General features: G+C 69.8%; 12 protein-coding genes. 6 read left to right on the plus strand and 6 right to left on the minus strand.

Annotated elements, in window-relative coordinates:
* Nucleotide 1: 1 nt before the first annotated feature.
* Both AOK17_RS29535 and AOK17_RS50900 read right to left on the minus strand, forming a co-directional pair.
* Complete coding sequence (locus AOK17_RS29535; protein WP_055615624.1) at nt 2–304, minus strand: hypothetical protein; 303 nt, start codon at nt 302–304, stop codon at nt 2–4.
* A gap of 77 nt (nt 305–381) precedes the next feature.
* Nucleotides 382–552 (minus strand): hypothetical protein, encoded by a 171-nt coding sequence (locus tag AOK17_RS50900; RefSeq protein ID WP_157881425.1) that lies wholly within the window; start codon nt 550–552, stop codon nt 382–384.
* Nucleotides 553–921: 369 nt separating this feature from the next.
* On the opposite strand from AOK17_RS50900, the gene AOK17_RS29540 reads away from it, so the two are divergent.
* The gene (locus tag AOK17_RS29540; protein WP_055615625.1) at nt 922–1,227 is read left to right on the plus strand and encodes a hypothetical protein; all 306 of its coding nucleotides are present in this window, start codon (nt 922–924) and stop codon (nt 1,225–1,227) included.
* 153 nt (nt 1,228–1,380) lie between these two features.
* Here the strand turns inward: AOK17_RS29540 and aspS are convergent, their stop codons facing one another.
* A complete protein-coding gene (gene aspS, locus AOK17_RS29545) occupies nt 1,381–3,144 on the minus strand; it encodes an aspartate--tRNA ligase (RefSeq protein ID WP_055615626.1) in 1,764 nt (587 codons plus the stop codon).
* A 178-nt stretch (nt 3,145–3,322) separates the two neighbouring features.
* Here aspS and AOK17_RS29550 point away from each other — a divergent pair, with 178 nt between their 5' ends.
* Nucleotides 3,323–5,548: an ATP-binding SpoIIE family protein phosphatase gene (locus AOK17_RS29550; protein WP_055615627.1), complete on the plus strand. Its 2,226-nt coding sequence runs from the start codon at nt 3,323–3,325 to the stop codon at nt 5,546–5,548.
* On the opposite strand, the gene AOK17_RS48975 is transcribed toward AOK17_RS29550, so the two are convergent.
* A complete protein-coding gene (locus AOK17_RS48975) occupies nt 5,437–6,588 on the minus strand; it encodes an AI-2E family transporter (protein ID WP_245697432.1) in 1,152 nt (383 codons plus the stop codon). The two genes, AOK17_RS29550 and AOK17_RS48975, sit on opposite strands and share 112 nt — an antisense overlap.
* Before the next feature lie 91 nt (nt 6,589–6,679).
* Between AOK17_RS48975 and AOK17_RS29560 the strand changes: the two genes are divergently transcribed.
* Together AOK17_RS29560 and AOK17_RS29565 are read left to right on the plus strand one after the other, a co-directional pair.
* Nucleotides 6,680–8,071: a cytochrome P450 gene (locus tag AOK17_RS29560; protein ID WP_055615629.1), complete on the plus strand. Its 1,392-nt coding sequence runs from the start codon at nt 6,680–6,682 to the stop codon at nt 8,069–8,071.
* 152 nt (nt 8,072–8,223) lie between these two features.
* On the plus strand, nt 8,224–9,186 hold the full coding sequence (locus AOK17_RS29565; RefSeq protein WP_342671529.1) for a BRO-N domain-containing protein: 963 nt from the start codon (nt 8,224–8,226) through the stop codon (nt 9,184–9,186).
* Nucleotides 9,187–9,312: 126 nt separating this feature from the next.
* On the opposite strand, the gene AOK17_RS29570 is transcribed toward AOK17_RS29565, so the two are convergent.
* Both AOK17_RS29570 and AOK17_RS29575 read right to left on the minus strand, forming a co-directional pair.
* On the minus strand, nt 9,313–10,284 hold the full coding sequence (locus AOK17_RS29570) for a pirin family protein (protein ID WP_055615631.1): 972 nt from the start codon (nt 10,282–10,284) through the stop codon (nt 9,313–9,315).
* Nucleotides 10,285–10,528: 244 nt separating this feature from the next.
* Nucleotides 10,529–11,026, minus strand: coding sequence for an SseB family protein (locus AOK17_RS29575; RefSeq protein WP_055615632.1), 498 nt, complete (start codon nt 11,024–11,026; stop codon nt 10,529–10,531).
* Between the two features lie 285 nt (nt 11,027–11,311).
* Here AOK17_RS29575 and AOK17_RS29580 point away from each other — a divergent pair, with 285 nt between their 5' ends.
* Together AOK17_RS29580 and AOK17_RS29585 are read left to right on the plus strand one after the other, a co-directional pair.
* Nucleotides 11,312–13,138: an acyl-CoA dehydrogenase gene (locus AOK17_RS29580; RefSeq protein WP_055615633.1), complete on the plus strand. Its 1,827-nt coding sequence runs from the start codon at nt 11,312–11,314 to the stop codon at nt 13,136–13,138.
* Between the two features lie 235 nt (nt 13,139–13,373).
* The gene (locus tag AOK17_RS29585) at nt 13,374–14,672 is read left to right on the plus strand and encodes a M18 family aminopeptidase (protein WP_055615634.1); all 1,299 of its coding nucleotides are present in this window, start codon (nt 13,374–13,376) and stop codon (nt 14,670–14,672) included.
* Nucleotides 14,673–16,186: the final 1,514 nt, after the last annotated feature.

The raw sequence follows: 16,186 nt of genomic DNA on the forward strand, positions 1-16,186 counted from the left end.
CTCACACTCCCTCGGACGGGGACGCGGGCGCGGGTACCGGGGCTGACGCGGGCCGTGACGCCGGCCTTGAGGCAGTGGCCGGCGCGGGTGTGGTGCGCAGGACGCCGTTGCGGGTGAGGCCGAGGAGGAAGTCCCGGTCGGGCTCGGGCAGGGTGTCGAGGTCCACGGGGCGGCGCAGGGCCTCGCGCCAGATGCGGGAGGCGTGACGGTTGAGCTTCAGACAGGACCGTGCCGGTCCGGCGAGCGGCACGTAGATGTGACCTGCCTGGTCCAAGTAGGGCAGTTCCGAGGTGATGCGCAGCATCGACGGGCTCTCCGGGGTCCGGCGCGACGGATCTCGGGCCCCGGCGCATCGCACGCCGGAGCCGCGAGGGGGAGCGGTCAGGCGTAGATCTTGCCGAGCATCTTGGTGTAGCTGGCGCCGCCGAGGCTGACGATGTCCGCCTCGGGGGTATCGACCTCGTCGAACCCTGCGATCTCCAGCTCGTCGTGGGTGCGCTCGGTCAGCGACTTGCGGACCGGCTTCTGCTGCTTCTCCGCGCTACGGGCCATCGTTGGTCTTCCTCTCGTCCGGCCCCGGGCAGCCTGGGGCCCATCCGGAGTCACCCTGAGCAACAGGGAGACCGCGTGCCAAAGGAGCGTGTGGGCCGGGACGCTTTGTCGTCAAACAGGCAAATGGCCAGTAAGTGACGTCGCGCGAGGGAGAGTTGAGGAGCGTGAAACGGGGCGCGTTTTCCGCGGGAGCAAGCCGCGCAAGGTGGCGCCGACCTGGGAGGAAGCACGACACTCCCGGGAAGATCGTGGCCGTGGCACACCCGTGCTGTCCGGATCTCTACTGCGTGGGAAGGATCTTCGTCACCCACATGGCAGCATCCGGGAATTCACTCTCCGTGACTGCCACTTCGTGCCACTCTGGGTCACATGACAGACGAATCCGGCGGGAGCCGGGACGACTCGCAGGACCCGGAGGACGTCACGCCCGGGGAGGCGGCGGCTGCCCAGGAGCGCTCGTTCTGGGAGACCCGCCGACGGTACAACGAACTGGACGACGACGAAGCCGGCCGCCGCGAGCGACGCCGTCTCAGCAAGGAGTCCCGGCGCATGAACCTCCAGGTACGCATACACCGCTACGCCCGAGGCCACGACGACGAAGGCCCGGTACGGGGCGACCTACGACTCCCGCCCCTCCCGGACCGCGATGACACTCCAGACAGAGAGCGCCCCTGAAGGGGCGCGGGGCTGTGACATTTGCGGCTCCGCCGCACCCAGCCACAACCAACCCGCAGAAAAAGCGAGGCCTCCCAGCGGAGCGCCCCCGCGGGCCCGGCCCAAGAGCCGGACCCGCAAGCCGAAGCTGAGGAGAGCGGGGCCCGAAGGGCCCTACTTCGGCTGCGGCTTCCGCACCGAGAGGTGCAGCTCCCGCAGTCGCGTCTCGTCCAGCTCCGTCGGCGCGCCCATCATCAGGTCCTGCGCGTTGCCGTTCAGCGGGAACGCGATGGTCTCCCGGATGTTCGGCTCGTCGGCGAGGAGCATGACGATGCGGTCGACGCCCGGGGCGATACCGCCGTGCGGCGGGGCGCCGAAGCGGAAGGCGCGGAGCATGCCCGCGAACTGCTCCTCGACGGTCTCCCGGTCGTAGCCCGCGATCTCGAAGGCCTTGAGCATGATGTCGGGCTCGTGGTTCCGGATGGCGCCGGAGGACAGCTCGACGCCGTTGCAGACGATGTCGTACTGCCAGCCCAGGATGTCCAGCGGGTCCTGGGTCTCCAGGGCCTCCAGACCGCCCTGCGGCATCGAGAACGGGTTGTGCGAGAAGTCGATCTTCCCGGTCTCCTCGTCCTTCTCGTACATCGGGAAGTCGACGATCCAGCAGAACCGGAAGACGCCCTCCTCGAAGTGCCCGGCACGCTTGGCGGCCTCGACGCGGACCGCGCCCATGATCTTGGAGACCTCGTCGAACTCGCCCGCGCCGAAGAAGACGGCGTGGCCGGCCGCGAGCGACAGGCGCTTCGTCAGCTCGGCGACGTTCTCCTCGGTCAGGAACTTCGCGATCGGGCCCGTCAGCGAACCGTCCTCGGCCACCCGCACCCAGGCCAGGCCCTTCGCGCCCTGCGAGACCGCGTAGTCACCGAGCTGGTCGAAGAACTTGCGGGACTGCGCGGCCACGTCCGGCACCGCCAGGGCGCGTACGTGCTTGCCCGCGAAGGCCTTGAACTCCGAGCCCTCGAAGACGTCGGTGATGTCGGTGAGCTCCAGCTGGGCCCGCAGGTCCGGCTTGTCCGAGCCGTACTTGAGCATCGACTCGCGGAACGGGATGCGCGGGAACGGGGACGTCACGTGACGTCCCTTGCCGAACTCCTCGAACAGCTCGGTCATGAGCTTCTCGATGGGCTGGAACACGTCCTCCTGCTCGACGAAGGACATCTCCACGTCCAGCTGGTAGAACTCGCCCGGCGAACGGTCCGCACGCGCGTCCTCGTCACGGAAACAGGGCGCGATCTGGAAGTACCGGTCGAAGCCCGAGATCATCAGCAGCTGCTTGAACTGCTGCGGCGCCTGGGGCAGGGCGTAGAACCGGCCCGGGTTCAGACGGGACGGGACCACGAAGTCGCGCGCGCCCTCGGGAGAGGTGGCGCTGAGGATCGGGGTCGCCATCTCGTTGAAGCCCAGCGCCGTCATCTTGTGACGGATGGCGGAGATGACCGACGTACGCAGCAGGATGTTGCGGTGCATGCGCTCGCGGCGCAGGTCGAGGAAGCGGTACTCCAGACGGCGCTCCTCGTTCACACCGTCCTCGGCGTTGATCGTGAAGGGCAGCGGGGCAGCCGCGCCGAGCAGCTCGACCTCGCCCACCTCGACCTCGATCTCGCCGGTCGGCAGCTCCGCGTTCACGTTCTCCGTGCCACGCGAGACGACCTTGCCGTCGATGCGGACCGTGGACTCCTTGGAGAGCTTGTCCAGGGCCTCGTACGCGGGGGTGCCGGGGCGGGCGACGAGCTGCGTGATGCCGTAGTGGTCGCGCAGATCGATGAAGAGGATGCCGCCCAGGTCTCGGCGATTGTGCAGCCAGCCGCTCAGCCGGACGTCGCTGCCGACGTCAGAGGCGCGGAGCTCGCCGCAGGTGTGGGACCTGTACCGATGCATCGTCGTTTCATCCAGTCTTCGCGGTCGGGGGCTTTGTTTCACGTGAAACACCGCAAGCCTACCGGCCGCCCCAAGATCGCTGTTCGCAATAGTTCCGCCGCCGACTGCCGCTCAGCGCCCACGCGCCCCTCACCTGCCTCGGTGGCAGCTTTCGTTCACCTCTTCATACAGTGGGGCAATGCGCATCGGTGATCCCCTTCCCTCAGTGGGGGACGTCCTCGCCACCCTCGCCACCGGCCTGTGGAGGTGGGACGACGCCGCCGGGAAGGTCACCCTCGACGCCGAGGCCGCCCGGCTCCTCGGCCTGCCCGCGGAGCCGACCGTGCTCACGGAGGCAGGTGTACGCGCCCGTTTCCACCCCGTCGACTGGAACGAGGTCAACGGGGTCGTCCAGCTCGCCGTCGTCGAGGGCACGCTCGCCGAGCTGCGGCTGAGGGTCATGGACGAGCAGGGCCATGTGATCCGTACCGTACGCAGCCGCTCCAAGCCGTCGATCGACCCGGGCACCGGGTCGTACCAGCTGATCGGCACCATGCAGGAGGTCACCGAGCCGCAGCCGGGCGCCGCCGCGCGTACGCCGGTCACGGGTGACTGGAGACGCTCGCGCGAGGCGTTCCTGCTGGACGCGGGGCGGGCGCTGGCCGAGGCGCGGTCCACGGCGGAGGTGCTGCGGGTCGCGGCGGGCCTGTCGATGCCCGGTTTCTCGCCGGACGGGCTCGCGGTCTTCGGCGCGGAGGGCGACCGGCTCACGGTCATCGGCCACCACGGGCACAACCCCGGGGACGAGGAGCCGTTCACCCAGATGCCGCTGGACACGGACTATCCGGCCGCGGAGGTCGTCCGCACCGGCCGTGCCGTCTATCTCTCCTCGCCCGACCACTACCGCGACCGCTATCCGGCCTCCTGGCCGCTCGCCCAGCACTTCGACCGCCAGTCCTGGGCGTTCCTGCCGCTCACGTTCGCGGGGCGCACGATGGGCGCGTGGATGGCGGCCTTCACGTACCCCGTCACGTTCACGCCCGACGAGCGTTCCGTGCTGACGACGGTGGCGCGGATGCTGGCGCAGGCCCTCTCGCGGGCCGGGGTCGCCGAGTCCGAGCGGGAGCTCACGGACGGCCTCCAGCGCTCGATGCTGCCCACCCTGGGGCCGCAGATCCCGGGCATGAGCGTCGCGGCCCGGTATGTGCCCACCGGCGGCGGGCTCCAGGTGGGCGGCGACTGGTACGACATGATCCCGCTGCCCGGCGGCACCTCCCGGAACAGCCCCGAGGGTGGCCGCTTCGCGCTTGTCATCGGCGACGTCCAGGGCCATGACGTACGCGCCGCCGGACTGATGGGCCAGCTCCGGATCGCGCTGCGCGCGTACGCCTCCGAGGGACACCGCCCGGACGCCGTCCTCTCGCGCGCCTCGCGCTTCCTGTACGGGATCACGTACGACGAGGAGATCGCGGACCTGCGCTTCGCGACCTGCCTGTACGTGGAGGTCGATCCGGAGAGCGGGGTCCTGGAGATAGCCAGGGCCGGGCATCCGGACCCGGCGATACGCATGGCCGACGGGACCGTGCTGACCCGGCCGACCGCGGGCGGGCTGCCGCTCGGCATCGATCCGGACGCCGACTATCCGACGACACGGCTCGTCCTGGAGCCCGGCGAGACCATGCTGATCTGCACGGACGGGCTCATCGAGACCGGCGGGCACGACCTGGACACCGGCTGGCGGCGGATCCGCAAGATCCTGGAGAGCCACGACGGTGACATGGAGGAGCTCGCCGACGCGCTGGTCCAAGCCGTGCACGGGCCCTCCTCCCACCACACGACCGGGCCGCTGGTGGACCGCCGCGAGGACGACATAGCGGTGCTGCTGCTGAGCAGGGCGGGGGAGAGCCGCGGTGGCGACACCGTGGCCGAGCGGCCCTCCGTGCGCCGCACCATGGTGACCGTCGCGCAGGCCGAGCACGAGCGGGTCGCTGGAGCCCGCCAGCAACTGCGGGAGTTCCTGCACGACTGGGCTTCCGCCGACCAGGTCGACTCGGCGGTCCTGCTGGTCTCCGAGATGATCACGAACGTCCTCGTCCACACCGACGCGGACGCGCTGCTCGTCGCCGAGATGACGGGCGGGGCCGGGTCCCGTCGGATACGGATCCAGGTGTCGGACGGGAGCGACGACCTGCCCCACAAGCGGCATCCCGGCGAACTGGCGTCCTCCGGGCGGGGTTTGATGCTGATGGAACTGCTCGCGGACGCGTGGGGCGTGGACCCGCGGGGCGAGGGCAAGAGCATCTGGTTCGAGCTCTATGAGGAGGGACCGGACGGGGAGGATCCGGGCGGCCAGGAACCGGGCGGCGAGGCCGAGCCCGGGGTTCCCGGCTTTTCCGGGGTCACCGAGGTCTCGGGAGACGCGTAACGCCCCCGCAGCTCCGCGATCACTCCGAACGCCGCCGCCGTCAGGGGCACCGCCAGCAGCATTCCGAGGATGCCCGCCACGGACGCGCCCGCGGTGATCGCCAGCATGACGACGGCGGGGTGCATCTGCACGGTCCGGCTCTGGATCATCGGCTGGAGCACATGCCCCTCAAGGACCTGCACGGCCAGGACGACCCCCAGCGCCCACAGCGCGATCACGAAACCGCGGTCCGCGAGGGCCACCAGGATCGCCACCGCGCCGGAGAGAAAAGCGCCCAGGTACGGGATGTACGCGCCGACGAACACGAGCGCGCCGAGCCCGACGGCCCCCGGCACCCGCAGCACGAGCAGACCCACGGTGATGCAGATCGCGTCGATGAGCGCGATGAACGTCGTCCCGCGCATGAACCCCTCGACGGCCTGGTACGCCCGCCGCGCCATCGCCTCGGTCATGTCGCCCGAGCCCTGGGGCACCAGCGAGCGCAGGGTCCCGGCCGCCCGGTGCGAGTCCCGCAGGAAGAAGAAGACGAGCAGCAGCGCGAGGACGGCCATGGCGATGGCCTCGCCCACGACGCTGATCCCGCTGATCACCCCGGACGCCGCCGTCCCGCCGAACTTGCCCAGCAGCTCCTTGGCGTTGGAGGCGAGATCGTCGAGCGAGGTGCCGGCCGCCCCGAAGTGCTCGGACAGCGACTCGGCGGCCTGTTTGAGCGAGGCGGTGATCTCGTCACCGGTGTCGATCAGCGCGGCCACCACGATGTATGTGGCCCCGCCGACGACGGCGAGCACCGCGGCGCAGGTGACGCCGGCCGCGATCGACCGGTTCACCTTCGCCCGCACCAGCCGCCCGTACAGCGGCCGGAGCAGCGCCGTCCCGAGCAGCGCGAGCAGCACCGGCACCACCGCGGTCTTGAACTCGACGCACAGCCGCACCGCGACCACCACGACCCCGGTGACCAGCAGAGCGACGACGCACCAGGCGGCCACGCGGCGCACGGGTTCGGGCAGGAGCCGGGCGGGTTCCGGAAGCAGGGGCTGCACGCCTCCACCTGACCATGCGTCAGGCGGGGCGGCGCTCCGGGAGGGCTGAAAGGGGGACCGGGCGCGGGACCGGTGCGCGATGATGCGAACCATGGCCGCCATCACTGAGATACCAGGGCCCAAAGGCCTCCCCCTGCTCGGCTCGGCACTCGACCTCCGGCGCGATTCGCTGGAGGTCTTCCTCCGCGCCCGGCGGGACCACGGCGACGTGGTGCGGCTCTCCGCGGGCCCGCCGGGAGTCCGCACGGTGCTGCACTGTGTCTTCTCCGCGGAGGGCGTGCAGCAGATCCTGGCCTCGCAGGCGGCCAACTTCCGCAAGGACAACCAGTTCTACGAGGAGCTGAGGCAGTCCGCCGGCAACGGCCTGCTCACCGCGCAGGACGCCGACTACCGGCGCCAACGCCGGCTGATCCAGCCGCTGTTCACAAAACGGCAGGTGGACACCTATGCCAAGGCGGTGACGCTGGAGGCCGACGGCACGGTCGAGCGCTGGCGGGACGCGGCCGACGGCGTCGTCGACGTGGTCCGGGAGATGGACCGGCTCGCGCTGCGCACGGTCTCGCGCATCCTGTTCGGCGCGGATGTCGAGGCCGCGGTCGACGTCATCCACGACAACTTCCCCGTGGTCAGCGAGTACGTGACGCGGCGCGGCTTCTCCCCCATGAACCCGCCGCGCTCCTGGCCCCTCCCGTCCAACCGCCGGGCCGAGGCGGCCTCCCGGGCGGTGTACGCGGTCTGCGACCGGATCATCGCGGAGCGCAGGGCGGCCGACGCGACGGCCGACACCGCCTCCACCGGAGCCGCCTCCACCGAGGGCGACGACCTGCTCTCCCTTCTCTCCCGGGCGAGCACCGAGGAGGACGGCAGCCTCGACGCCGCCGAACTCCGCGACCAGGTGCTGGTCTTCCTGGTCGCGGGCCACGAGACGACCGCGACGTCCATGGCCTTCGCGCTCCATCTCCTCGCCCGCCACCCGGAGGCCCAGAAGCGGGCCCACGAGGAGGCCGACCGCCTGCCGTCGGGCCGGGCACCCTCGGCCGCCGACCTCGACGAACTCCCGTACCTGACAAGGGTGCTGAAGGAGACCATGCGGCTGTACCCGGCCGCTCCGGTGGTCGGCCGCCGGTCCGTCGAGGCCGCGGAGGTAGACGGGCACCTGATCCCGGCAGGCGCGGACGTCCTGGTCCTGCCCTGGGTCACCCACCGCCACCCGGACCTGTGGGACGACCCGGAACGCTTCGACCCCGACCGCTTCACCCCCGAACGGGAGGCCGCCCGCCACCGCTACGCCTGGTTCCCCTTCGGCGGCGGCCCGCGCGCCTGCATCGGCCAGTACTTCTCAATGCTGGAGTCCGTCCTGGCCCTGGCCGCCCTGCTGCGCTCGTACGACCTGGAGGCCGTGGACACGGAGGTCCCCCTGACAGCGGGAATCACCCTCCAGGCAACGGGTCCCGCACGGGTACGGGTGCGGGCCCGCACGTAACACCGGGGACCGGCCGCTTGGTCCGGGCCGTGCGCGGAGAATCGATACCCCTCGCCCCTATCGGGTGAACATCCTTGCCGTGGACATGAGTTACACCTCCGCGTGCCTACGTTCCGGGGCGGAGGTGATGCTCGATGTACGAGCAGAACAACATGCCGCCGAACAGTGCGACGGCACCGCGACAGGACGCGATCGACATCAACGACTTCGTGTTCGCGGCCACGGGGGCGCGGCTGCGGAGGCTGACTCTGCCTGACGGCTCGCACTGGTTCCCGGCAGTCGACGTGTGCAAGCAGCTGGGCTACGTCCACACGGGCTCCGCTCTGCGCGACATTGCGGACAAAGCCAATTTCGGAAGCGCCGAGAGTGTGCTTGGGAGGCACACTCTCAGCATTCCCGCAGGTCGAGAGTGGCGACGAGACATGAATCTCGTGAGCCTCGAAGGTCTGATCCGACTGGTCAACGGCTGTACGAAACCGGAGTCCCAGCCCTTCAAATCCTGGGTGGCCACAGTCATCGAGACCATCCAGCGCACCGGTTCCTACTCCCTGGAACCAGCCCCCGTCCAACCCACACCCGACGGCGCCACCGCATACGTCATGCCCCAGCAGATCGCCGACGCCATCGTGCGGCTCGAAGAACGGAACATCCGGGCGGACGAGTTGCTGCTCGCCTTCCAGGAGGAGCGCGGCGAACTGCTGCGGCAGATCAGCGACAGCCAGCACGCCATGGTCGAAACACAGCGGCAGATCTGCCGCAGCCAGAACGTCATGGCCGAGGCGCTGCAGCAGATCGCCGAGGCGCTCAAGCCTGCCCATGGCCATGGCCGTCCTCGCCCCACCGCGGCGCCGGAGCCCGAGCTGACACCTCAGCAGCTCCTCGCCACCTGGAAGGCGAAGAATCTCGTCGTCACCGGAGACGTCCACGCCGTGGCGGCCTACCTGGCTCCGGCCCTCCTGCGCGGCGGGGCCCGCTACCCGCTGGAGGAGATCGCCACCCGCACGGGTCTGCCGCAGGAGCGTGTCCACGACTGCGTACGGATGCTGCTCAGGCGGGGGTGCGTCCGGCAGACGGGCTGCGCGCCGGACGGGGCACCGATCTACGTGCTCCCGTAGTTGCCCGTAAAGCCGTAGGCGCACAGCAAAACAGGCCCGAAGCCGCAAAACGAAGTTGCGGCTTCGGGCCTTCTCGTACCGTACCGGACCCGCGAGTTGATCGCGGACCTGGCATCGAACGGGCTGCTACAGCCCGCCCTCGCTCATCCCGTGAACCGCCGGAATCGTGCCCAGGCGGCCCTTCTGGAAGTCGTCGAACGCCTGCTGGAGTTCCTCGCGGGTGTTCATGACGAACGGGCCGTAGTGGGCCATCGGCTCACGGATCGGCTGGCCGCCCAGGATGACGACCTCCAGGTCCGGGGTGTTGGCGTCCTGCTTCTCGTCCGCGCGGACGGTCAGCGAGGAACCCGCGCCGAAGACGGTGGTCTGCCCGGTGTGGACCGGGCGACGGTCCGCACCGACACTGCCGCGGCCGGCCATCACGTACGCGAGGGCGTTGAAGTCCTCGCGCCACGGGAGCGTGAGCTCGGCGCCGGGTGTCACGGTCGCGTGGATCATGGTGATCGGCGTGTGCGTGATGCCGGGACCCTGGTGGCCGTCCAGCTCACCGGCGATGACGCGCAGCAGCGCGCCGCCGTCGGGCGTGCTGAGCAGCTGGACCGAGCCACCGCGGATGTCCTGGTAGCGCGGCGCCATCATCTTGTCCTTGGCCGGCAGGTTCACCCACAGCTGGAGCCCGTGGAAGAGACCGCCCGACACGACGAGCGCCTCCGGCGGCGCCTCGATGTGCAGCAGGCCCGAGCCCGCGGTCATCCACTGGGTGTCGCCGTTGGTGATGGTGCCGCCGCCACCGTTCGAGTCCTGGTGGTCGAAGACGCCGTCGATGATGTAGGTCACGGTCTCGAAGCCGCGGTGGGGGTGCCAGGGGGTGCCCTTGGGCTCGCCCGGCGCGTACTCCACCTCACCCATCTGGTCCATCATGATGAACGGGTCGAGATGGCGGTAGTTGATCCCGGCGAACGCGCGGCGGACCGGGAAGCCCTCACCCTCGAATCCGCTCGGCGCGGTGGTCACGGCGAGCACAGGACGTGCCACGGCCTCGGTCGACGCGGCCACACGGGGCAGGGTCAGCGGGTTCTCGACGGTCACTGCAGGCATGTCGGTACCTCCTTGTGCTCGAAGTTTAGTTGAATCTCGAACTTTCTGCCACCTGGAACGCAGAACGCCCGGAGGGCATTCCCTCCGGGCGTTCCGGTGTGGAGCGGGTCGTACGGGCCGGCTGCACGGGCCGGCCATGTGGACCGCTCGCACGAGCCGGTCGTGCGAGCCGGCCCTACCGGGCAGTACGCGCTTGCCGTCTGCGCGTGGCGGTGTCTGTCGGGCAGCCGTGGAGCAGCCGCGGTCAGCCGTACATCCGGCGCATCGCGAAGTCGACCATCTGCTCGACCGCCTTCGCGTCGAAGACGATGCGGTGCTCGCCCTCCATGTCGAGGACGAAGCCGTAGCCGGTGGGGAGCAGGTCGATCACCTCGGCGCCGATGACCACGAAGTACTTGGACTCCTTGCCGGCGTACCGGCGCAGTTCCTTGAGCGAGGTGAACATCGGGATCACGGGCTGCTGGGTGTTGTGCAGCGCCAGGAATCCGGGGTTGTCACCGCGCGGGCAGTAGACCTTGGAGGTGGCGAAGACCTGCTGGAAGTCCTCGGGGGTCAGCGACCCCGTGGTGAACGCGCGCACCGCGTCGGCGAGCGACGGCGGCGACGGCTCGGGGTAGAGCGGCGGCTGCTGGCCGTATCCGCCGACCCCGCCGACACCACCGGGCATCTGCTGCTGCGGCGGCGGCTGGGACTGCGCGTACTGCTGCTGCCCCGGTCCCACGTTCTGGTCGTAGCCGTACATGGGGGCAAGAGTACTGGCGGGGCGGCCCGCCCGGTCGTCCCCGGCGGATTTCCTCGAACAGGTGGCGGAGCCGTGCACTCCCACCCGAAGGTGGACCCCGAAATGTAGACCCTGCTCACACTTGGGCAATCAGGGGTTGATTCTTATTACCGACGGGTAGCATCATCGTAGCTACTGGTTGGTACGCGAACCAGATGCGCGCCAGACTCGAAACTCTCGAACCAGGTGCGAGGACTCGTCACCGAGGACTCACCACCTCCCCGATCCCTTAACGGAGCCGTCGCCATGGGGCACTACAAGTCGAATCTCCGCGACATCGAGTTCAACCTCTTCGAGGTGCTCGGGCGCGACAAGCTGTACGGCACCGGCCCGTTCGCGGAGATGGACACCGAGACCGCCAAGAGCATCCTCGAAGAGCTGACCCGCCTCTCGGAGAACGAGCTGGCGGAGTCCTTCGCGGACGCCGACCGCAACCCTCCGGTATTCGACCCGGAGACCAACACCGCGCCCGTCCCGGCGTCCTTCAAGAAGTCCTACCAGGCCTTCATGGACTCCGAGTACTGGCGGCTCGGCCTCCCCGAGGAGATCGGCGGCACCACCGCCCCCCGCTCCCTGATCTGGGCGTACGCGGAGCTGATCCTCGGCGCGAACCCGGCGGTCTGGATGTACTGCTCGGGCCCCGCGTTCGCGGGCATCCTCTTCGAAGAGGGCAACGAGGTCCAGAAGCACATCGCGAAGATCGCCGTGGACAAGCAGTGGGGCTCCACCATGGTGCTCACCGAGCCGGACGCCGGCTCGGACGTGGGCGCGGGCCGCACCAAGGCGGTCGAGCAGGAGGACGGCTCCTGGCACATCGAGGGCGTCAAGCGCTTCATCACGTCCGGTGAGCACGACATGTCGGAGAACATCCTCCACTACGTGCTCGCCCGCCCCGAGGGCGCCGGACCCGGCACCAAGGGCCTGTCCCTCTTCCTCGTCCCGAAGTACGAGTTCGACTTCGAGACCGGCGAGCTGGGCGAGCGCAACGGCGCGTACGCGACGAACGTCGAGCACAAGATGGGCCTCAAGGCCTCCAACACGTGCGAGATGACGTTCGGCGACCGCCACCCGGCCAAGGGCTGGCTCATCGGCGACAAGCACGACGGCATCCGCCAGATGTTCCGCATCATCGAGTTCGCCCGCATGATGGTCGGCACGAAGGCCATCTCGACGCTGTCGACGGGCTACCTGAACGCTCTGGAGTACGCCAAGGAGCGCGTCCAGGGCCCCGACCTCGCGCAGTTCATGGACAAGACCGCGCCCAAGGTCACCATCACGCACCACCCGGACGTGCGCCGCTCGCTGATGACGCAGAAGGCGTACGCGGAGGGCATGCGCGCCCTGGTGCTGCACACCGCCGCACTCCAGGACGAGATCCAGGTCAAGGAGGCCGAGGGCGAGGACGCGTCCACCCTGGAGGCCCTCAACGACCTGCTCCTGCCGATCGTGAAGGGCTACGGCTCCGAGAAGGGCTACGAGCAGCTCGCCCAGTCGCTCCAGACGTTCGGCGGCTCCGGGTTCCTCCAGGAGTACCCGATCGAGCAGTACATCCGCGACGCCAAGATCGACACCCTGTACGAGGGCACGACCGCGATCCAGGGCCAGGACTTCTTCTTCCGGAAGATCGTCCGCAACCAGGGCGCGGCGCTGAACTCCCTCGCCGAGGACATCAAGAAGTTCCTGGCGCTCGGCACCGGCGGCGAGGAGCTGTCCGGCGCCCGCGAGCACCTCGCCAAGGCGGCCGTCGAGCTGGAGGCCATCGTCGGCCTGATGCTCACGGACCTCGCGGCGACCGAGCAGGACGTCAAGAACATCTACAAGGTCGGGCTGAACAGCACCCGTCTGCTGATGGCCTCCGGTGACGTCGTCGTCGGCTACCTGCTCCTGAAGGGTGCCGCCGTCGCCGCCGAGAAGCTGGAGACGGCCTCGGCGAAGGACCGGCCGTTCTACACCGGCAAGATCGCCGCGGCGAAGTTCTTCGCGGCGAACGTCCTGCCGGGCGTCACCGGCGCGCGCAAGCTCGCCGAGGGCGTCGAGCTGGACCTGATGGAGCTGGACGAGTCGGCGTTCTGACCGGGGCCACCGGGGCCCACCTCTGGGGGCTGCCGCCCCCGGGGCTCCCGCCTTTCTCCAGGGGCGCGGGGAACTGCGCGACCGGCCCCCACGCACCCGCAGGGTCGGCGCTCAGGCCGTGAGCCGTCGCGTTCGCGCCGAACGTCCGGACCCGTCCCACTGTCTGTACACACCCCTCACGAAGGCCCGTTCCCATCCCCGGGAGCGGGCCTTCGTACGTCGTTAAGGTGAACCCATGCGCACACCCCCACGCTTCGACCGCGGACACACCGACGACCTCATGTCCTTCCTGGCGGCGAGCCCGTCCCCGTACCACGCCGTGGCGAACGCCGCCGAGCGGCTGGAGAAGGCAGGCTTCCGGCAGGTCGCGGAGACCGACGCGTGGGACGGGACGAGCGGTGGAAAGTACGTGCTGCGCGGGGGCGCGATCGTCGCCTGGTACGTGCCGGAGGGCGCCGAGCCGCACACCCCCTTCCGCATCGTCGGGGCGCACACCGACTCCCCCAACCTGCGGGTGAAGCCGCGCCCGGACAGCGGTGCGCACGGCTGGCGCCAGGTCGCGGTCGAGGTCTACGGCGGCCCGCTCCTCAACTCCTGGCTCGACCGGGACCTGGGCCTCGCCGGACGGCTGTCGCTCCGGGACGGCTCGACGCGCCTGGTGAACATCGACCGGCCGCTGCTGCGCGTGCCCCAACTCGCCATCCACCTGGACCGGTCCGTCACCTCGGACGGCCTCAAGCTCGACAAGCAGCGGCATCTGCAGCCCATCTGGGGCCTCGGCAACGACGTGCGCGACGGCGACCTGATCCGCTTCCTGGAGGAGGAGTCGGGGCTGACCGAGGGCGAGACCACCGGCTGGGACCTGATGGTGCACTCCATCGAACCGCCCGCCTACCTCGGCCGCGACAAGGAACTGCTCGCGGGCCCGCGCATGGACAACCTGCTGTCCGTGCACGCCGGTACGGCGGCGCTGGCGGGCGTGGCGACGGCCGACGAGACCCTCTCCTACATCCCGGTCCTCGCGGCGTTCGACCACGAGGAGAACGGCTCGCAGTCGGACACCGGAGCGGACGGGCCGCTGCTGGGCAGCGTGCTGGAGCGCTCGGTGTTCGCGCGCGGCGGCTCGTACGAGGACAGGGCCCGCGCCTTCGCCGGCACGGTCTGCCTCTCCTCCGACACCGGTCACGCCGTGCACCCGAACTACGCCGAGCGGCACGACCCGACGCACCACCCGCGCGCGGGCGGCGGCCCGATCCTCAAGGTGAACGTCAACAACCGCTACGCGACGGACGGTTCGGGCCGAGCCGTGTGGGCCGCCGCCTGCGAGAGGGCCGACGTGCCCTTCCAGACCTTCGTCTCCAACAACTCCATGCCCTGCGGCACCACCATCGGCCCCATCACCGCGGCCCGCCACGGCATCAAGACGGTCGACATCGGCGTGGCCATCCTCTCGATGCACAGCGCCCGCGAACTCTGCGGCGCCACCGACCCGTTCCTGCTGGCGAACTCACTGGTGGGGTTCCTGGAGGGATAGGGCTGCCTCAGACGCGCCCAGTTTTGAACCTGTTCATGACAGGCCCCTCCGGCATACGATGCCGTCTCGATCACCTGGGTCGATGACCTTGGTGATCACATTGATCAATCACCTTGGTCAATCATCATGCCCACGGGGGGACTTGATATGAGACGGCGTTCCATGCTGCTCGCCTGCGCGTCGGTCGCGGCCGGGTTGCTGCTGGGGCCGGTTCCGACGGCGTCCGCCGCGACGACCGCACCCGAGCTGGTGATCGCGGGCGGCACCGGCGAACAGTCCACCGGCCTGGTCTCGGTGACCGCACGCTCGGACAGCGCGATCACCTCGATCACCGCTCATCTGTATGCCGAAGGAAGCTCCGAAGAGGTCGCCACCGTCAGCGAGTTCGCCCTCGGCTCGGGCAGCGAGTCGGACGGCCGCTNNCGCTGCGCCTCGCCGAGCTGGGCACCTACCGCGTCGTCGTCGACCTGACCGACGCCGACGGGGACACCTCAACGACACAGAGCGCCGCCGGATTCGACTACTGGCGCACGGCCGACCTGCACGACTTCGAGGTCACGCCGGAGCACCCCGACCACAGCCACCAGCAGGTGTCCGTGTCCGGCCGGTACACGATCACGGACCCGCGTACCGGGGAGACGACTCCCGCCGCGGACAACGCCGTCGAGATCGCGACCTCGAACACGGGCGAGACCGTCTCGGCGAGCACGGACGCCGACGGCCGGTTCTCCACCGCGTACACGCACACGTACGACGGCGGGGGCAGCGTCTCCCCGTGGCTCCAACTGGCCGCGCCGGGGTCGCAGGACGGCGCGACGGTCTACGTGTCGCCGGTCAGGTCGGACACCCGGGTACTGCTCGACACCGACGAGCTGAGCACCGTCGAGGGCGAGCCCGTGACGGTCTCGGGCCGCGCCGAGGTGTGGATCGACGACGACTGGCGGCCACTTGCCGGGGCCACGGTCCGCGCGCTGTGGAGCACCGAATCGGGAGCCGCCGCCNNCACCGAGGGCCGGTTCTCCGGGGAACTGCTGATGCCGCGCTCCGGCACCGTGCAGGTCAACGTCCTCCCGGGCACGTACCTCGACGCGAGCGCGGAGGAGCCGCTGAGGGTGAGCGTCGCCCGCACCACCTCCATCGGTTCCTTCTCCGTGACCGCCGGCACGAACTCCCGGCTCACCGCCCAGGGACGCCTCTACACCGGCGAGAGCACGCCCCCGGAGGACGTCCGCAAGGTGCAGATCCAGTACTCGGCCGACGGCGCCACCGGCTGGACCACGGTGACGACGGTCGTACCCGGCTTCGGCGATCCGGAGGAAGGCTCCCTGTTCCAGGGCACGTTCACTGCTCCCGCCGGACAGGGCCACTACCGGGCGTACTTCGCGGGAAGCGCCGACTGGCAGACCGCGTACAGCGAGCCGGTCTTCGTCCAACTCCCCTGACCGGACCTCGCTGGTCCGTCCCGCCTCATCCGTCCGCGGAGATCTCCCCTGCATGGAGGGACCGGGTCCGGG

Origin of the sequence: Streptomyces phaeochromogenes, from assembly GCF_001418655.1 — a bacterium.
Lineage (GTDB): Bacteria > Actinomycetota > Actinomycetes > Streptomycetales > Streptomycetaceae > Streptomyces > Streptomyces phaeochromogenes.

Bases quoted from the DNA above. Each gene is read 5' to 3' on its own strand.
- AOK17_RS29585 (WP_055615634.1), top strand. From the start codon at position 13,374: ATGCGCACACCCCCACGCTTCGACCGCGGACACACCGACGACCTCATG.
- AOK17_RS29560 (WP_055615629.1), top strand. From the start codon at position 6,680: ATGGCCGCCATCACTGAGATACCAGGGCCCAAAGGCCTCCCCCTGCTC.
- aspS (WP_055615626.1), bottom strand. From the start codon at position 3,144: ATGCATCGGTACAGGTCCCACACCTGCGGCGAGCTCCGCGCCTCTGAC.
- AOK17_RS29570 (WP_055615631.1), bottom strand. From the start codon at position 10,284: ATGCCTGCAGTGACCGTCGAGAACCCGCTGACCCTGCCCCGTGTGGCC.
- AOK17_RS29565 (WP_342671529.1), top strand. From the start codon at position 8,224: ATGCCGCCGAACAGTGCGACGGCACCGCGACAGGACGCGATCGACATC.
- AOK17_RS29550 (WP_055615627.1), top strand. From the start codon at position 3,323: ATGCGCATCGGTGATCCCCTTCCCTCAGTGGGGGACGTCCTCGCCACC.
- AOK17_RS29575 (WP_055615632.1), bottom strand. From the start codon at position 11,026: ATGTACGGCTACGACCAGAACGTGGGACCGGGGCAGCAGCAGTACGCG.
- AOK17_RS29540 (WP_055615625.1), top strand. From the start codon at position 922: ATGACAGACGAATCCGGCGGGAGCCGGGACGACTCGCAGGACCCGGAG.
- AOK17_RS29580 (WP_055615633.1), top strand. From the start codon at position 11,312: ATGGGGCACTACAAGTCGAATCTCCGCGACATCGAGTTCAACCTCTTC.
- AOK17_RS29535 (WP_055615624.1), bottom strand. From the start codon at position 304: ATGCTGCGCATCACCTCGGAACTGCCCTACTTGGACCAGGCAGGTCAC.
- AOK17_RS50900 (WP_157881425.1), bottom strand. From the start codon at position 552: ATGGCCCGTAGCGCGGAGAAGCAGCAGAAGCCGGTCCGCAAGTCGCTG.